General features: G+C 70.0%; 15 protein-coding genes. 5 read left to right on the top strand and 10 right to left on the bottom strand.

Annotated elements, in window-relative coordinates; all coding sequences use genetic code 11:
• Nucleotides 1-8 precede the first annotated feature (8 nt).
• Nucleotides 9-1,583 carry a sugar ABC transporter ATP-binding protein gene (locus tag BSE24067_RS19260; protein ID WP_151064050.1) on the bottom strand — a complete coding sequence of 525 codons (1,575 nt, stop codon included), beginning with the start codon at nt 1,581-1,583 and terminating at the stop codon, nt 9-11.
• 68 nt (nt 1,584-1,651) lie between these two features.
• The gene (locus tag BSE24067_RS19255) at nt 1,652-2,578 is read right to left on the bottom strand and encodes a sugar ABC transporter substrate-binding protein (protein ID WP_151064049.1); all 927 of its coding nucleotides are present in this window, start codon (nt 2,576-2,578) and stop codon (nt 1,652-1,654) included.
• Nucleotides 2,579-2,896: 318 nt separating this feature from the next.
• Here BSE24067_RS19255 and BSE24067_RS19250 point away from each other — a divergent pair, with 318 nt between their 5' ends.
• From BSE24067_RS19250 to BSE24067_RS19230, 5 genes are all read left to right on the top strand, one after another.
• Nucleotides 2,897-4,858, top strand: coding sequence for a bifunctional 5-dehydro-2-deoxygluconokinase/5-dehydro-2-deoxyphosphogluconate aldolase (locus BSE24067_RS19250; protein ID WP_151064048.1), 1,962 nt, complete (start codon nt 2,897-2,899; stop codon nt 4,856-4,858).
• 76 nt (nt 4,859-4,934) lie between these two features.
• The gene (gene iolD / locus BSE24067_RS19245; RefSeq protein WP_151064047.1) at nt 4,935-6,818 is read left to right on the top strand and encodes a 3D-(3,5/4)-trihydroxycyclohexane-1,2-dione acylhydrolase (decyclizing); all 1,884 of its coding nucleotides are present in this window, start codon (nt 4,935-4,937) and stop codon (nt 6,816-6,818) included.
• A gap of 61 nt (nt 6,819-6,879) precedes the next feature.
• A complete protein-coding gene (iolE, locus tag BSE24067_RS19240; protein ID WP_151064046.1) occupies nt 6,880-7,809 on the top strand; it encodes a myo-inosose-2 dehydratase in 930 nt (309 codons plus the stop codon).
• Nucleotides 7,810-7,856: 47 nt separating this feature from the next.
• Nucleotides 7,857-8,675: a 5-deoxy-glucuronate isomerase gene (gene iolB / locus BSE24067_RS19235; RefSeq protein WP_151064045.1), complete on the top strand. Its 819-nt coding sequence runs from the start codon at nt 7,857-7,859 to the stop codon at nt 8,673-8,675.
• A gap of 77 nt (nt 8,676-8,752) precedes the next feature.
• Nucleotides 8,753-9,241, top strand: a complete 489-nt coding sequence (locus BSE24067_RS19230; protein WP_151064044.1) for a heme-degrading domain-containing protein — start codon at nt 8,753-8,755, stop codon at nt 9,239-9,241.
• A 22-nt stretch (nt 9,242-9,263) separates the two neighbouring features.
• Here the strand turns inward: BSE24067_RS19230 and BSE24067_RS19225 are convergent, their stop codons facing one another.
• The 8 genes from BSE24067_RS19225 to BSE24067_RS19190 form a co-directional block, all read right to left on the bottom strand.
• Nucleotides 9,264-10,010 (bottom strand): glucose 1-dehydrogenase, encoded by a 747-nt coding sequence (locus BSE24067_RS19225; RefSeq protein WP_151064043.1) that lies wholly within the window; start codon nt 10,008-10,010, stop codon nt 9,264-9,266.
• Between the two features lie 176 nt (nt 10,011-10,186).
• Nucleotides 10,187-10,891, bottom strand: coding sequence for an ABC transporter ATP-binding protein (locus BSE24067_RS19220; RefSeq protein ID WP_151064042.1), 705 nt, complete (start codon nt 10,889-10,891; stop codon nt 10,187-10,189).
• Nucleotides 10,888-11,637, bottom strand: a complete 750-nt coding sequence (locus BSE24067_RS19215; RefSeq protein ID WP_151064041.1) for an ABC transporter ATP-binding protein — start codon at nt 11,635-11,637, stop codon at nt 10,888-10,890. The genes BSE24067_RS19220 and BSE24067_RS19215 overlap by 4 nt, the downstream gene beginning before the upstream one ends.
• Entirely contained in the window at nt 11,634-12,854 is a 1,221-nt protein-coding gene (locus BSE24067_RS19210) for a branched-chain amino acid ABC transporter permease (RefSeq protein WP_151064040.1), read from the bottom strand. The genes BSE24067_RS19215 and BSE24067_RS19210 overlap by 4 nt, the downstream gene beginning before the upstream one ends.
• The gene (locus tag BSE24067_RS19205) at nt 12,847-13,785 is read right to left on the bottom strand and encodes a branched-chain amino acid ABC transporter permease (RefSeq protein ID WP_151064039.1); all 939 of its coding nucleotides are present in this window, start codon (nt 13,783-13,785) and stop codon (nt 12,847-12,849) included. Before BSE24067_RS19205 ends, BSE24067_RS19210 begins: the two co-directional genes overlap by 8 nt.
• 12 nt (nt 13,786-13,797) lie before the next feature.
• Nucleotides 13,798-14,235, bottom strand: a complete 438-nt coding sequence (locus BSE24067_RS19200) for an acyl-CoA thioesterase (RefSeq protein ID WP_151064038.1) — start codon at nt 14,233-14,235, stop codon at nt 13,798-13,800.
• A gap of 169 nt (nt 14,236-14,404) precedes the next feature.
• A complete protein-coding gene (locus BSE24067_RS19195; RefSeq protein WP_151064037.1) occupies nt 14,405-14,941 on the bottom strand; it encodes an NUDIX domain-containing protein in 537 nt (178 codons plus the stop codon).
• 122 nt (nt 14,942-15,063) lie between these two features.
• On the bottom strand, nt 15,064-16,473 hold the full coding sequence (locus tag BSE24067_RS19190; protein ID WP_151064036.1) for a YbfB/YjiJ family MFS transporter: 1,410 nt from the start codon (nt 16,471-16,473) through the stop codon (nt 15,064-15,066).
• Between the last annotated feature and the right edge of the window lie 12 nt (nt 16,474-16,485).

The following is a 16,485-nucleotide window of genomic DNA, read 5'->3' as shown; positions in this document are numbered from 1 at the left end:
GTTGCGGCTCAGCGCGAGGCCAGGTCCATGATGCGGACCTGGTCGGCGTCCTTGCGTTCGACGATGCCGGTCATCCGGCCTTCGTGCATCACCATCACGCGATCGCTCATGCCGAGCACCTCCGGCATCTCCGACGAGATCATCAGCACCGCGACGCCCTTGCCGGCGAGCGCGCTGACGAGCCGGTGAATCTCGGCCTTCGCGCCGACGTCGATGCCGCGCGTCGGCTCGTCGAGGATCAGGATGCGCGGTTGCGTGAGCAACCATCGGCCGATCAGCACCTTCTGCTGGTTGCCGCCCGACAGGTTCTGGATTTCCTCGTGCAGGCCGGGCGCCTTCACGCGCAGCATCCGGCTCATTTCCTCGCAGTCGCGTTTCAATTGCGCCTGCCGCACGAAATTGAACTTCACGTAGCGGTTGCTGAGCACCGCCGCTTCCATGTTCGCGAGCAGGTCGAGATTCAGGAAGCAGCCGCTGTCCTTGCGGTCTTCGGTGAGGAACGCCATCCCGTGCTTCATCGCCTGCGCGGGCGTCGAAATACGCACCGGCTTGCCGTCGATCAGGATCTCGCCCGACGTGGCCGGCACGACGCCGAACAGCGCCTCCGCGACGTTCGAGCGCCCCGAACCGACGAGGCCCGCGACGCCGAGGATCTCGCCCGCGCGCAGCTCGAAACTGACGTCGCGGAACACGCCGTCGACGCTCAGGTTCTTCACGGCGAGCACGACGTCGCCGATCGGCACCTCTTCCTTCGGAAACATCTGCGTGATCTCGCGGCCGACCATCATCCGGATGATGTCGTCGCGCGTGACGTCGGTCGACGCATGCGTGCCGATGTACTTGCCGTCGCGGAACACCGAGAACTCGTCGGCGATCTCGAACAGCTCGTTCATCTTGTGCGTGATGTAGACGATGCCCTTGCCCTGCTCGCGCAGCTGGCGAATGATCCGGAACAGATGCGTGACCTCCTTCTCGGTCAGCGCGGAAGTCGGCTCGTCCATGATCAGCACGTCGGAGTCGAACGACACGGCCTTCGCGATCTCGACCATCTGGCGGCTCGCGACCGTCAGCGTGCGCACGTCGGCTTCCGGATCGATGTCGATCGACAGCCGCTCGAACAGCGCGGCCGTGCGGCGGCGCAGCTCCGCGTGGTCGATCAGGCCGAAGCGGTTCTTCGGCTCGCGGCGGATCCAGATGTTCTCCGCGACCGTCATGTACGGCATCAGGTTGAGTTCCTGGTGGATCATCGCGATCCCGCGATCGAGCGCGTCGAGCGGGCCGCTCAGCACGACCGGCTCGCCGTTGATCAGGATCTCGCCCTGGTCCGGCGTGTAGACGCCGGCGATGATCTTCATCAGCGTCGACTTGCCGGCGCCGTTCTCGCCCATCAGCGCATGCACGGTGCCGCGGCGCACGCGAAACTGCACGCCGTCGAGCGCGACGACGCCGGGAAACGATTTGCCGACGCCGCGCACTTCGAGCACGCAATCGGCCACGGGCGCGCCGGACGAACCGGGCGCGGTGGATGAAGCGGCCGGCGCGCTTTCGCTGGCCATCGAGCGCGCCATCCTGGCTGTAAACATGGACGTTCCTCGAAAGTCTCACGCGAGCCCGGCCGCGCCGGGCCCGCGCAGTTCAGCGGAAAAACCGGTCAGTGCTTCGCGTACTGGTTCATGTTCTCCGGCGTGACGAGCTCGAACGGCACGTTCACGAAGCGCTCGACCGGCTGCTTCTTCGCGAGCTTCAGCGCGGTCGCGACGGCCTGCGCGCCCTGCCCGGTCGCGTTCTGATAGACGGATACCTTCAGGTCGCCGCTCTTCATCGCCGCGAGCCCGTCCGGCGTCGCGTCGATGCCCGCGACGATCGTCTTCGGCGTCAGCTTGCGCGCGGCCTTCAGCGCGTTGATCGCGCCGATCGCCATCTCGTCGTTGTTCGAGATGATCGCGTCGAACTTCGTGCCGGAGCTCAGCCAGTTCATCGTGATGTCCTGGCCTTGCGTGCGGCTCCACTTGCCTTCGCGCTTGTCGACGATCTTCATGCCGGCGCAGTCCTTCGTCGCGATCACGTCCTCGATGTCCTTCGTCCGCGTGCGTGCCGACTCGTTCGACAGCTCGCCCATCAGCACGAGGACGTCGCCCTTGCCGCCGAGCAGCTTGCACACCTGGCGCGTCTGCAGCGTGCCCGACTGCTTCTCGTCGGACGCGACCACCGCGACGCCGGCCGGCAGCTTGTCGAAGTCGACCGGCTTGCGGTTCACGTAGACGAGCGGAATCTTCGCTGCGGTCACCATCTTCGTGATCTTCGGCGTCGCGTCGGTATCGACCGGATTCACGATGATCGCGTCGACCTTCTGCGCGATCATGTTCTGGACCTGGCTCAACTGCTTGCCGACGTCGTTGCCGCCGTCCTCGATCTGCACGGTCGCGCCGTCCTTCTTCGCGGAATCGGCGATGCTGTTGCGCAGGATCGTCAGGAACGTGTCGTCGAACGATGCCATCGTCACGCCGATCTTCTCGGCATGCGCGAGCGGCATGGCCAGGATCGCGGCGGCCGCGGCGGCCATCAGCTTGGTCTTCATGATCACTCTGTCTCCTCATCTCCGGGGGGCGGAAAACGGCGCTTTTGCGCGCCGCCGGCGCCGAGTCCGACCTGGTCCGATCGGGACTGAAGCATCCGGATGAAACTGTAGATCACTTGCTCGAAAATTTGGAAATTTATTTCTACGTGATTTCACCTAGGGAACTGGATTTCCAAAACGCCTAGACTGCGTTCCGTAGCCCGATTCGTTACGGCACGCGCTTGCGCGTCGTGCCGCGCAGGTGACGGAGCATCGTTGCCGGATCGGTCCCCAATCTGCCGGCAGCGCCGAGCGCCGGCCGCGAGCGTGATACGTGATATGAGCCCGTTGAACTTTCCGACTGACCGCCCCATCGATCTCGCGTGCCTCGGCCGCGTCGCCGTGGACCTCTACGCGCAGCAGTACGGCAGCCGCCTGGAGGACGCACGCAGCTTCCAGATGTATCTCGGCGGCTCGTCGGGCAATGTCGCGTTCGGCGTCGCCCGGCTCGGGCTGAAGACCGCGATGATCTCGCGCGTCGGCGACGAGCAGATGGGCCGCTTCGTGCGCGAGACGCTCGAGCGCGAAGGCTGCGACACGAGCCAGCTGCAGACCGACCCGGAACGCCAGACCGCGCTCGTGCTGCTCGGGCTGAAGGATCGCGACACGTTCCCGCTGCTGTTCGTGCGCGAGAACTGTGCGGACATGGCCGTGCGCGCCGACGAAATCAGCGAGGACTTCATCGCCGGCTGCCGCGCGCTCGCGATCACCGGCACGCACCTGTCGACGCCAGGCACGCGCGAAGCGTCGCTGACCGCGCTCGGCTACGCGCGCCGCCACGGCGTCGTGCGGATTCTCGACATCGACTACCGGCCGGTGCTGTGGGGCCTGACCGCGCGCGGCGCCGGGGAAAACCGCTACGTGCCGGACGCGCACGTCACGCGTCAGCTGCAGCAGGTGCTCGGCGAGTTCGACCTGCTGGTCGGCACCGAGGAGGAATTCCTGATCGCGGGCGGCGTGCCGCACGACCTGATCGCATCGCTTCAGGCGGTGCGCCGCGCGAGCAGCGCGGTGCTGGTGGTCAAGCGCGGCGCGCTGGGCTGCTGCGTGATCGAACGCGACATCCCCGCGCGCATCGACGATGCGCCGACCTTCCACGGCGAACGCGTCGAGGTGCTGAACGTGCTCGGCGCGGGCGACGCGTTCCTGTCGGGGTTGTTGTCCGGGCTGCTGCGCGGACGCGACTGGGCGGAGGCGACGCGCATCGCGAACGCGTGCGGCGCGATCGTCGTGTCGCGCCACGCGTGCTCGGCCGCGATGCCGACGCCGGCCGAGCTCGCGCACTGGTTCGGCGGCAGCCGCAATCCGCAGGTCGATGCCGACCGCACGCTCGCGCATCTGCATCGCGTGACGGTGCCGCGCCGCCAATGGGACGATCTGTGCGTGATGGCGTTCGATCATCGCAGCCAGTTTTACGAACTCGCGGTGCAGGCCGGCGCGGACGAAGCGCGGATCAAGACGCTCAAGCGGCTGCTCGTGCGCGCGGCCGAACAGGTCGAACGCGATCGCCATATCGAAGGCCACGTCGGCGTGCTGATCGATGGCGGCGCGTACGGCCGCGACGCGCTCGCGTCGGCCACCGGCCGCGGCTGGTGGGTCGGCCGCCCGGTCGAGCTGCCGGGCTCGCGCCCGCTGTGCTTCGACGACACGCGCTCGGTCGGCTCGTCGCTCACGCACTGGCCGACCGAGCAGGTCGTGAAGTGCCTCGTGCATTACCACCCGGACGACGACGTCGACCTGCGCGTCGCGCAGGAGCAGCGGGTGCTGGAGCTGTGGGAGGCCACGCGTGCGAGCGGCAACGAGCTGCTGCTCGAAATCATCCCGCCGCGCGCGGTCACGCCGGCCGGCACCGAGGACGACGCAGTGCTGCGCACGGTCGCGCGCTTCTACAACCTCGGCGTGATGCCCGAATGGTGGAAGCTCGCGCCGATGAGCGCCGACGGCTGGGCGCGACTCGACACGCTCGTCGCCGAGCGCGATCCGCACTGCCGCGGCGCCGTGATCCTCGGGCTGAACCAGCCGCTGCAGTATCTCGTCGACAGCTTCCGCTCGGCGACGAACCCGATCGTCAAGGGCTTCATGGTCGGGCGCACGCTGTGGGCCGACGCGTCGCTGAAGTGGCTCGCCGGCGGGATCGACGATCAGGCGCTGATCGACGAAGTCGCCGGCAACTTCGCGCAGCTCGTCGATGCGTGGCTCGGCCGGCGTGGCGCCGCGCGCGCCGCCGCAGCCGCGGCTTGATGCCGATGCGCGACGATCGCCGATGCGCGTGCCCGACACCCACGATGCCCCCCCGACTCTTCCTGATCGACAGACGATGACCACCACCGTGAGACTGACCGTCAGCCAGGCGCTCGTGCGCTACCTGGCCGCCCTGCGCGCCGAAGTCGTCCAGCCGGACGGCCGCACCGAAATCCTGCCGTACTGCGGCGGCGTGTTCGCGATCTTCGGGCACGGCAACGTGGCCGGCCTCGGCGAAGCGCTGCACGCGGAGAAGGACCGGCTGCCGACGTTCCGCGCGCACAACGAGCAAGGGATGGCGAACGCGGCCATCGCGTTCGCGAAGGCGAATTTCCGCCAGCGGATGATGGCCGCGACGTCGAGCATCGGCCCCGGCGCGACCAACATGCTGACCTCCGCCGCGCTCGCGCACGTCGGCCGGCTGCCGCTGTTGCTGCTGCCCGGCGACGTGTTCGTGTCGCGGCTGCCCGACCCGGTGCTGCAGCAGGTCGAGGATTTCGAACAGGGCGACGTCAGCGCGAACGACTGCTTCCGCCCGGTCACGCGCTACTTCGACCGGATCACGACGCCCGAGCAACTGCTCGTCGCGCTGCCGCGCGCGATCCAGGTGATGACCGATCCGGCGCAATGCGGGCCCGTGTGTCTCGCGCTGCCGCAGGACGTGCAGACGTTCGCGTACGACTGGCCCGAGGATTTCTTCGCGCCGCCGGTGATCCGGATGCGCCGGCCGCCGGCCGACGCGCTCGAGCTCGCCGATGCGCTCGACGTGCTGAAGGCCGCGAAAAAGCCGCTGATCGTCGCCGGCGGCGGCGTGCTGTACAGCCAGGCGTGGGACGCGCTGCGCACGTTCGCGGACACGCATGGCGTGCCGGTCGCCGAATCGCAGGCCGGCAAGGGCAGCCTCGCGTGGGACCACCCGCTGAATCTCGGCTCGATCGGCGTGACGGGCTCGCCCGCCGCGAACCGCGCGGCCGCGCAGGCCGACGTGGTGTTCGCGGTCGGCACGCGGCTGCAGGACTTCACGACCGGCTCGCATGCGCTGTTCGGCAACGCGACGCTGCTGAGCCTGAACGTGCAGCCGTTCGATGCGGGCAAGAAGCGCGGCCGGCAACTGATCGCCGACGCGCGCACGGGCCTCGGCCAGCTGTCGGCCGCGCTCGCGGGCTGGCAGGCCGATGCGGGGTGGACGGCCGCGAACCGCGACCAGGCCGCCGCGTGGCACGCGCGCGTGACCCAGCTGACCACGCGCGTGCCGAACGACACGCTGCCGTACGACGCGGAAGTGATCGGCGCGGTGCGCGACTCCGCGGCCGACGCGGGGCGCGACAGCGCGCGCGACGATCTCGTCGTGTGCGCGGCCGGCACGCTGCCGGCCGAGCTGCACAAGCTGTGGCGCAGCGGCGTGCCGGGCAACTATCACATGGACTACGCGTATTCGTGCATGGGTTACGAGATCGCGGGCGGCCTCGGCGCGAAGCTCGCGCGGCCCGAGCGCGAAGTGATCGTGATCGTCGGCGACGGCTCGTACATGATGCTCAACGCGGAGCTCGCGACGTCCGTGATGCTCGGCCGCAAGATCATCGTCGTGATCCTCGACAACCGCGGCTACGGCTGCATCGAGCGGCTGCAGCTGAACTGCGGCGGCGCGAGCTTCAACAACATGCTGGACGACTGCGTGCCCGAAGGCGGCGAACGCTCGACGATCGACTTCGCGATGCATGCGCGGTCGATGGGCGCCGAAGCCGTGCACGTGCGCGACGTGGCAGAGCTGCGCCATGAGATGAAGCGCGCGCGCGCGGCGGCGACGAGCCAGGTACTCGTGATCGACACCACGCACGAGCGCACGACGGAGGACGGCGGCGCGTGGTGGGAAGTCGCGGTGCCGCAGGTGTCCGAACGTGCTGACGTCGAACGCGCGCACCACGCATACCTCGACGAAAAAACCCGGCAGCGGCGCTGATACGCATGCCTTATCCATCCGCCGCACCGGTAAAACAACATTCGACCCAAGGACGCACGTCATGAGCTGGAACGTTCGCATCGGTATCAATCCCCTGTCGTGGATGAACGACGACCTGCCGTCGCTCGGCGGCGAGACGCCGCTCGAGACGGCGCTGAAGGAAGGCGCCGAAATCGGCTATGCGGGCTTCGAGCTCGGCAACAAGTTTCCGAAGACCGGCCCCGAGCTGAAGGCGAAGCTCGCCGAGTTCGGACTCGTGTGCGTGTCCGGCTGGTATTCGGGATTCCTCGCGGAAGTCGCGCCGGGCATGAGCGACGCCGATGCGGTCGCCGCCGAGATCGAGCGCTGCCGTGCGCACATGACGAAGCTGCAGTACAACGACGTGAAGGTGGTCGTCTACGGCGAATGCGCAGGCACGATCCAGGGCAGCATCGACACGCCGGTCGCGAAGCGGCCGCGCTTCGTCGACGACGCGTCGTGGCAGCGCTATGCGGCGCGCCTCGACGCATTCGGCGCGCACCTGCTCGACACGTACGGGATCAAGCTCGCCTACCATCACCACATGGGCGCATACGTCGAATCGCCGGCCGACGTCGACCGGCTGATGGCGCTGACCGATCCCGCGAAGGTGTTCCTGCTGTTCGACACCGGTCATGCGTATTTCGGCGGCGCGGCCGATCCGGTCGCGCTGTTGAAGAAGCATGTCGCGCGTGTCGTGCACGTGCATTGCAAGGACGTGCGTCCGCAGGTCGTCACGCAGGCGCGCAACGGCGGCTGGAGCTTCCTGAACGGCGTGATCAACGGCACCTTCACGGTGCCCGGCGACGGCGCGCTCGATTACGAGGCGACGCTGCGCACGCTGAAGGATGCCGGCTACGAAGGCTGGCTCGTCGTCGAGGCCGAGCAGGATCCGGCCGTCGCGCCGAGCTATCAGTATGCGAAGAAGGGGTACGACTCGCTGCGCGCGATCGTCGACCGGTTGAGCGCCTGAGTACCTGAGTACTTGAGCGCCGTCATCTCATCGAGGAGACTCATTCCATGACGATTTCTCCCCTGCTGGTCAAGGCGTCGCCGCAGCGCGAAATCTGCAACGTCACACCGGAGTCGGCCGGCTGGAAGCACGTCGGCTTTCGTGCGCTGCGCCTGAAGGCCGGCGATACCGAAACGGTCGATACGGGTGCGCGCGAACTGTGTGTGGTCGTGCTGACGGGCACCGTGCGCGCCGAAGTCGACGGCGAAACCTACGATGCGCTCGGCAAGCGCGACAGCGTGTTCGAGGACGTGTCGCCGGATGCGCTGTACGTGCCGGGCGGCAAGACCGTCACGCTGGCCGCGACCCGCGACGCGGAGGTCGCGCTGTGCACCGCGCCGTACGTGAGCGGCAGCAAGCGCGTGCAGCGCCTCGACGGAGAACGGATGCGCCGCGCGGTGCGCGGGCAAGGCACGAACACGCGCTACGTGTGCGACATCCTGATGGGCGACAACCCGGCCGCGGACCGGCTGCTGGTCGTCGAGGTGATCACGCCGGCGAGCCATTCGAGCAGCTATCCGCCGCACAAGCACGACCGCGACGCGGCGCCCGACGAAACGTCGCTCGAGGAAACCTATTACCACCGGATCGACCCGCCGCAGGGCTTCGCGTTCCAGCGCGTGTACACGGACGATCGCAGCCTCGACGAAGCATGCGTGGTCGAAAACCACGACGTCGTGATGGTGCCGCGCGGTTATCACCCCGTGGTCGCGCCGCACGGCTACAACCTGTACTACCTGAACGTGATGGCGGGGCCGAGCCGCGCGTGGGCGTTCAAGAACGATCCGGCGCACGAATGGATGCTCGATGCGGCGCCGAAGCGTTGATGCGTTGATGCGACGAGCGCTCGGACGTCGGCGCCCGACGCTCACATGAACCGCACTTGCGACGACACGGAGCAGCCATGACGACGACCTTCCCGCGCTTCGCACCCTTCGGCGAAACTGCGTCGGTTCCGACGCTGCCGCACTTCGATGCGGACGTCGCGCGCCGGCTCGGCGACATCGCGGTCAATCTCGCGGCGCGGCGCGGGCTGCCGATCGCGGTCGGCATCGTCGGCGAAGCGGCGCCGCTGTTCTACTGTGCGCTCGACGGCAGCCGCGCGCACGACAGCGACGCGATCCGCCGCAGGCAGAACACGGTATTGCGCTTCGGCGCAAGCTCGCTCGAGGTCGGCGCACGCTTTCGCCGCGCCGGCTGGTCGTTGCAGTCGCGGGGATTGCCGGACGCCGACTATGCGCTCGACGGCGGCGGCGTGCCGCTGCGGCTCGCCGGCGGTGCGATCGTCGGCGCGATGGCGATCGCGGGGCTCGACGACGAGCGCGATCACGCGCTCGCCGTCGAAAGCCTGTGCTGGCACGTCGGCGCGAACGCGCTCGCGATGAGCGCGTAGCGGCGCGCGCCGGCTCGCGCGATCAGTTCAACCCGCCGCTCACGACGAGGTGCTCGCCGGTCATCCAGCGCGCATCGTCCGATGCGAGGAACACGGCGACCGACGCGATGTCGTTCGGCTCGCCGAGCCGGCCGAGCGGCGTCTGGCCGAGCACCTGCGCTTCGAGGTCCGAACCGATGATGCCGGCCGTGTGCGTGCCCTCGGTCACGACCATCCCCGGGTTGATCGCGTTCACGCGGATCTTGCGCGGGCCGAGCTCGAGCGCGAGCACGCCGGTGATCGCGTCGACCGCACCCTTCGTGCCGCTGTACACGGCGCTCGCCGGCGGCGTGATGCTGGTCACGACCGAGCTGATGTTGATGATGCTCGCGCCTTCGCCGAGATGCTTGACGGCCGCCTGCGTGGTCAGCAGCACGCCGAACACGTTCGTGTCGAACTGCCGGCGGTAGTGTTCTTCGGTGATCGCTTCGATCGGCGCGAATTCGTAGACGCCGGAGTTGTTGACCAGCACGTCGAGACGGCCATACGTTTCGATCGCGGTATCGACGATGCGTTGCGCATCGGCGGCCTTCGACACGTCGCCGCCGACGGCGACCGCGCGGCCGCCCGCTTCGGTGATCGCGCCGACGACCGCGTCCGCGCCCGCCTTGCTGCTCGCGTAGTTGACGACGACCGACGCACCTTCGTGGGCCAGTGCCTTCGCGATGGCCGCGCCAATGCCCTTCGATGCGCCCGTGACGATCGCGACCTTGCCTGCCAGCTTGCTCATGATTTCATTCCTCAGTCGGAAGACTTCGATGGTTGGGTACCGGTCGTGCGTGGTGCACTGCACCGGCCTTGCTGGCAATCTTCGGGGTTTCAGCCGCGGCGATAAAGCGGCTCGACACGAATTGAGTGGCGGAGTTTGACGAACAATCGCGAACACTCGGCCACGCGCGCGTGCGCTTAGCCGGTGCTCAGCCATGCGCCGACGACGTCGCCGCCGAGCCTGTCGAGCGCACCGTCGTAGACGATCCGTCCCCGCCCCATCACCGCGACGCGCCGCGCAAGCCGCGGCGCGAGCTGCAGTCGCTGCTCGATCAGCAGGATCGCGACGCCGGCGGCCTGCAAAGCGGCGAGACACGCGCCGACCTCGTCGACCGCGAGCGGCGCGAGCCCTTCGGCCGGTTCGTCGACGATCAGCACGCGCGGGCCGCCGGCGAGCGCGCGCACCAGCGCGAGCACCTGCTGTTCGCCGCCCGACAACCGGCCGGCCTTCACGTCGGCACGCGCGGCCAGCAGCGGAAAACGCGCGAGCAGCCGGTCGAGCGCCGCACGTCCGGCCGCGCCGCTCACGCCGCGCAGCCCGAGCCGCAGGTTGTCGCGCACGGTGAGCAGCGGAAACACGTCGCGGCTTTCAGCGACGTAAGCCACGCCGCGCTGCGCGATCTCGAACGTGCGCGCGCCCGCGCATTCGGCGCCGTCGATGCGCACGGAGCCGGCCGTGCGCACGAGCCCCATCACGGCCTTCGCGAGCGTCGAGCGGCCCGAGCCGTTGCGGCCGAGCAGCGCGAGCGTCTCGCCCGGCGCGAGCGCGAGGTCCACGCCGTCGAGCACCGGCTGCATCCCGTACCACGCGCGCAGCGCGCGAATGTCGAGCAGCGCGTTCATGCGCGCTCGCCCAGATAGGCCGCGCGCACGGCCCGATCCGCGCGGATCGCGTCGGGCGCGCCGGTCGCGACCACCGTGCCGCGCACGAGCACCGTGATGCGCTCCGCGAAGCCGAAGACAGTATCCATGTCGTGCTCGATCATCAGTACCGTGCGGCCCTGCGTGGTCGCACGGATCAGCGCGATCATCCGCGCCGCCTGGTCGCGGTTCATGCCGGCCGTCGGCTCGTCGAGCAACAGCGTGCGCGCGCCGCTCGCGAGCGCGATGCCGAGATCGAGCGCGCGCTGTTCCGCATAGCCGAGCTCGCCGGCGAGCGCATCGCGCCGCGCGTCGAGGCCGATGTCGTGCAGCACGCGCTCGGCCGCACGATCGACCGACGCCGACTCGCGCAGCCGGTTCCACCAGCGGCGCCGCTCGGCCGGCGCGTGCAGCGCCGCGCAGCGCAGGTTGTCGAACACGCTCAGGCGCGCGAACGCGCTCGTCTGCTGGAAACTGCGGCCGACGCCGAGCCGGCTCGCGACGACCGGCCCACGCCCGCGCAACTCGACGCCGTGCAGCACGACGCGCCCGCGCGTCGGCCGCGTCGCGCCGGCGATCACGCCGAACAGCGTCGACTTGCCCGCGCCGTTCGGCCCGATCAGCGCATGACGCTCGCCGGCCGACACGCTCAGGTCGATACCGTCGAGCACCGTTTGCGCGCCGAAGCGCTGCACGATTCCGTGCAGCGCGATCGCGTTGCCGTTCATCGCGCGTCCCCCTGCCCGCCGCGGTTCGCGAGCCGTGCGCGCCAGCCCCACAGCAGAGCGCCGATGCCGGCCGCCGAGCCCGCGACGGCCCAGCCGGCCGGCGCATCGGCATCGATGCCCCACGCGCCGAATGCGAGCCCCGCGCCGTCGTCCTGCGCGAAGCGCCACGCATAGCCGAGCTCGGCCGCGCAGACGATCGCGACGGCCCAGAACACGCACGCGCCGACGCCGCACAGCACGCGCCAGCGCTCGGCCGCCGGTGCGTCGCGGCGCAGCGCCTGCACGAACGTCCGCGCGATGCCGGCGATGCCGCGCGGCGCGGCGACGACGACCGCCACGAACAGCACGCCGAGATACAGCGCCCATGCACGCGACACGCCCGCGACCACGACGCTCAGCGCGGTCAGCACGACGGCGCCGGCCGCGGGCCCGAAGAACGTGCCGGTGCCGCCGATCACCGCGGCGATCAATACGGTCGCGGAACGCGCCATCGACACGCTGTCGGGCGTCGCGACCTCGACGTCGATCAGCGTGAGCGTGCCCGCGACGCCCGCGAAGAACGACGCGCACGTAACCATCGCGAGCCGTACGCGGCGCGGATCGGTGCCGAGCGCGGCCACGCGCGCCGGGTTGTCGCGCACCGCGTTCGCGAGCCGTGCGAGCGGCGTGCGCGTGAGCGCGTGCATCGTCAGCGCCGACACGATGCACCACGCGGCGATCAGCACGTAGGCCTGCGTCTGCGCGCCGAAATTCCACCCGCCCACCGGCGTGCCGCTCGCGCGGTCGATCGGCACGCCGCCGACACCGCCGAACCACGCGGGCACGCTCCACGCGGCGGCCGCGACGCATTCGCCGAGGCCGAGGGTGATCATCGCGAACACGGTGCCCGCACGGCGTGTCGCGAGCAGCCCGGCGGCGAACCCGGCGCCCGCGCCGGCTGTGCCGCCGACGAGCGGCAGCAGCGGCAGTGGGCCGCCGACATGATTGAACCAGTGCGCGGCAGCGAATGCGCCGAGGCCCGCGAACGCGGCATGGCCGAACGACAGCAGCCCGGTCGTGCCGAGCTGCAGGTTGTACGACAGCGCGAGCACGACGAGCGCGGCCGTCTGCGCGAGATAGCCGAGCATCGCGCCATGCGGCCACAGCCACGCCGGCAGCGCGATGCACGCGGCGAACAGCCCCCAGCGCAGCGCGCCGGCCCGTGCGCGGCTAGCCATCGACACGCTCGCCGAACAGCCCGCGCGGCCGGGCGACCAGCACCGCGACGAGCAGCAGGTACGGCACCAGCGGTGCGAGCTGCGCGACCGACACGGCGGCGATGTTGTCGGGCAGCGCGACACCGGCCCATTGCGCGAAGTCGCGCAGCGACGTGTCGCTGGATGCGGCGAAGGTCTGCGCGAAGCCGACCGCGAGCGACGCGACGAACGCGCCGCCGAGCGAGCCGAGCCCCCCGATCACGACGACCGCGAACACGATCGATCCGACGGTCTCGGCGAGTGCCGGTTCGATCACCGCGAGCGGCGCGCCGATCACGCCGGCCAGCGCCGCGAGCGCGGTGCCCGCGCCGAACAGGCCCGTCATCATGCGCGGCACGTCGTAGCCGAGCGCCTCGACGGCCGCGCGATGCGTGAGCGCGGCGCGCACGACAAGCCCGATGCGCGACGCACGCAGCAACGCGCCGAGCGCGACCAGCATCGCCGCGGACATCCCCATCATGAACAGCCGATAGCGCGGCAGCGCGAGGCCGAACACGGTCACGGGCGCGCCGTCGAACAGCGGTGGCACCGGAGCCGGCAGCGGCGCGAGGCCCCACAGAAGTTTCGCGGCCTCGCCGATCAGGTAAGCGAGGCCGAAGGTCAGCAGCAGCTCATTCGTGTGGCCGCCGCGCGCCTGCACGCGGCGCAGCAGCCAGCGTTCGCAGCCGGCGCCGAGCAGCCCGACCGCGAGCGGCGCGAACGCCAGCGCGGCCCAGAAGCCGGCGCGCGCGGCGATGCTGTAGCCGACGTACGCGCCGAGCATGTAGAAGCTCGCATGCGCGAAGTTGAGCACGCCCTGCACGCTGAAGATCAGCGTGAGGCCGGCCGACAGCATGAACAGCAGCAATCCGTAGCTGAGGCCGTTGAAGGCCTGGAGCGCCAATGCGTGCACTTCTCGCGCCCGTCAGCCGGCGAGCGGCTCGAGCGCCGCGCGCAGCGCGTCCGGCAGCGGCACCGGGCGGCGCGTGCCGCGATCGACGTACACGTGCACGAAATGCCCCTGCGCGGCCGGCGCGGTTTCCCCCGCCGCGAACAAGCCGATCTCGTAACGCACGCTCGACGTGCCGAGCTTCGCGACGCGCAGCCCCGCATCGACCGACTGTGGAAACACGAGCGGCGCGAAGTAGTTGCACTGCGTCTCGACCACGAGGCCGATCGTCTGCCCGTGCTCCACGTCGAGCACGCCAGCGCGGATCAGGTACTCGTTCACGACGGTGTCGAAGTAGCTGTAGTAGACGACGTTGTTCACGTGCCCGTAGACGTCGTTGTCCATCCAGCGGGTCGTGATCGGCAGGAAGTGGCGATAGGCGTCGCGCGGACGCGGCTGCGGCTTGTCGGACATGGCGATGGCGCTCAGGGTGAGGAAGAGAACGACGAGGACGTGGACGGCAAAGCGGATGAACCGGGCGTTGCGCGCGCGCCGGGCGGCACGGTTCGCCGGCGAACGGCCGGATGCCGCGTCGCGACCGGACGCGGCACGGTGCATGACGTGCGGAAAGCGGCGCGGCCCGTCACTGCCCCGGCCGGTCGACGAATTCGAAATCGAGGCCGCGCGCGCGCATCCAGTCGGCCAGCGCGTAGCCTGTGCCGGCGCGCCACGGGCGCAGCCGCGGCGGATCGACGAGCCGGTACTCGAGCAGCTCCGGCGACAGCGCGACGGTGCCCGACGCGCGCACGTGGTACGCGATGATCAGCTCGTTCTTGCGGATGAACTCATAGACGCCGACGAGCGTCACCTGCTCGGCCGTCAGCGCGGTTTCCTCGAACACCTCGCGCGCGATGCCCGCCTCCGGCGTCTCGCCGTTCTCGAGGAAGCCGGTGATCAGCGCGAACATCCCTTCGGGCCATGCCGCGTTGCGCGCGAGCAGGATCTTGCCGTCGAGCTCGACGATCGCGGCAACCACCGGCAGCGGATTGTTCCAGTGCACGTAGCCGCACACGTCGTCCGGGCACACCTGGCGGACGCGGCCGCCTTCGTGTTCGGGATCGGCGCGCTCGGTCAGCGGGCGCGCGCAGCGCGGGCAGAAACGGTAGTCGGCGATGGTCATCGATGAGGATCTGGCGGGCGTCTCGCGGCGGCGTGCCGGCCGCGTCGCGCGCCCGCTCGGCGCGGGAAAGGCTTCATTCTAGCGAGTTTGACCGCGCCGCAGACGATCCGGCCCCGCCGACGTCAGGGTTGCAGGCGGGCCCGCGTGCGCCCGCGCGCGGCGGTCGCGGCAAAGCCCGCCGCGCCGGCGAGCAATGCGGCCGCCGCGACCCACAACGCCGGCGAGAACGACCCGAAACGCGCGGTCAGGGGCGCCGCGACGAGCGGACCGAGGATCTGCCCGACACCGTACGACGCGGTCGCGTAACCCATCAAACCGGCCGCGCGTTCGCCGTGCAGACGCCGCGCCTCGCGCATCGCGAACAGCGTGATCGCGGTGAACGGCAGGCCGAGCAGCGCGCTGCCGACGGAGAAGCCGGCCGCGTTCGGCCACACGATCCCTGCGGCGATCCCGAGCGCCTGCGTCGTGCAGCCGGCCGCAAGCAGCAGCCGGTTGTCCCAGTGGCCGGGCAGCCGCGACGCCGCGATCGCGCCGACGATCAACGCCGCGCCGAACATCGGCCAGAACAGGTCCGGCCACGGCGAGCCGGGCGGCAGCGCGGCGCGCGCGATCACCGGCAGGAACGTCGCGGTGATGATGTAGCCGAAGCCGGGCATCCCGTACAGCGCGACGAGCCACGCGGCATCGGCGCGACGGCGGCGGGTATCGTGCGGGGCCGCTGAAGGAGTCGCAGCGGGCGCAGCGGCCGTCGGCACCGCCGACGATCGCGGTATAGCCGACGGGACGACTGTCGATGTCGGCGCCGAAGCCGAAGTCCCAGCCGAAGTCCCAGCCGAAGTCCCAGCCGAAGTCCCAGCCGAAGGCCCAGTCGAAGTCCCAGTCGAAGTCCCAGTCGAAGTCCCAGTCGAAGCCGAAGCCGAAGCCGACGCGGACGCCCCCTCGAACGTACGCCATATCGCGACCGCGAGCACCGCCGACAACGCCGCGAACCCGAGCCACCCGAGCGCCGCGCGATGGCCTGCCAGCGCGCCGCCGATCAACCCCGTCAGCACGATGCCGACACCGGGCCCCGCGTAGATCACGCCGCTCCATTCGGGCGCGTGCAGCTCGGTGAGCCGCCGCAATCCCCATTGCGACACGAACACGAACGTCCATGCGCTGACGACGCCCGCGGCGAAGCGCACCACGAGCCAGACGGACAGCAGATGGCCGAGGCCCATCGCGGCGGTCAGCAGTACGGTCGCGGCTAGGCCGAAGCGCACCATCCGCGCCGGAGCGACACGCAGCGCCGCGCAGCTGACCGCGCCGACGAAATACCCGGCGTAGTTCGCGGACGCGAGCCAGCTGCCGGCGTTCAGGCCGATCGAGCCGTCGGCGAGCATCAGCGGCAGCAGCGGCGTGAATGCGAAACGCCCGATGCCGAGTGCGACCGCGAGTCCGGTCATGCACGCGAGCGCAGCCGCGCGGGCACGGCGGCCGGCGTCATCGGACAACTGCGCGCCGGCGGCGCCGCAAACGTCGGAACGGGACATGGCGGGATGGGC

It is taken from the genome of Burkholderia latens (assembly GCF_902499045.1).
Classification (GTDB): Bacteria; Pseudomonadota; Gammaproteobacteria; order Burkholderiales; family Burkholderiaceae; genus Burkholderia; species Burkholderia latens.
This window is presented reverse-complemented; position numbering and strand designations above follow the sequence as displayed.

Bases quoted from the DNA above. Each gene is read 5' to 3' on its own strand.
- BSE24067_RS19220 (WP_151064042.1), bottom strand. From the start codon at position 10,891: ATGAACGCGCTGCTCGACATTCGCGCGCTGCGCGCGTGGTACGGGATG.
- BSE24067_RS19215 (WP_151064041.1), bottom strand. From the start codon at position 11,637: ATGAACGGCAACGCGATCGCGCTGCACGGAATCGTGCAGCGCTTCGGC.
- iolB (WP_151064045.1), top strand. From the start codon at position 7,857: ATGACGATTTCTCCCCTGCTGGTCAAGGCGTCGCCGCAGCGCGAAATC.
- iolE (WP_151064046.1), top strand. From the start codon at position 6,880: ATGAGCTGGAACGTTCGCATCGGTATCAATCCCCTGTCGTGGATGAAC.
- BSE24067_RS19195 (WP_151064037.1), bottom strand. From the start codon at position 14,941: ATGACCATCGCCGACTACCGTTTCTGCCCGCGCTGCGCGCGCCCGCTG.
- BSE24067_RS19230 (WP_151064044.1), top strand. From the start codon at position 8,753: ATGACGACGACCTTCCCGCGCTTCGCACCCTTCGGCGAAACTGCGTCG.
- iolD (WP_151064047.1), top strand. From the start codon at position 4,935: ATGACCACCACCGTGAGACTGACCGTCAGCCAGGCGCTCGTGCGCTAC.
- BSE24067_RS19250 (WP_151064048.1), top strand. From the start codon at position 2,897: ATGAGCCCGTTGAACTTTCCGACTGACCGCCCCATCGATCTCGCGTGC.
- BSE24067_RS19210 (WP_151064040.1), bottom strand. From the start codon at position 12,854: ATGGCTAGCCGCGCACGGGCCGGCGCGCTGCGCTGGGGGCTGTTCGCC.
- BSE24067_RS19190 (WP_151064036.1), bottom strand. From the start codon at position 16,473: ATGTCCCGTTCCGACGTTTGCGGCGCCGCCGGCGCGCAGTTGTCCGAT.
- BSE24067_RS19200 (WP_151064038.1), bottom strand. From the start codon at position 14,235: ATGTCCGACAAGCCGCAGCCGCGTCCGCGCGACGCCTATCGCCACTTC.
- BSE24067_RS19225 (WP_151064043.1), bottom strand. From the start codon at position 10,010: ATGAGCAAGCTGGCAGGCAAGGTCGCGATCGTCACGGGCGCATCGAAG.
- BSE24067_RS19255 (WP_151064049.1), bottom strand. From the start codon at position 2,578: ATGAAGACCAAGCTGATGGCCGCCGCGGCCGCCGCGATCCTGGCCATG.
- BSE24067_RS19260 (WP_151064050.1), bottom strand. From the start codon at position 1,583: ATGTTTACAGCCAGGATGGCGCGCTCGATGGCCAGCGAAAGCGCGCCG.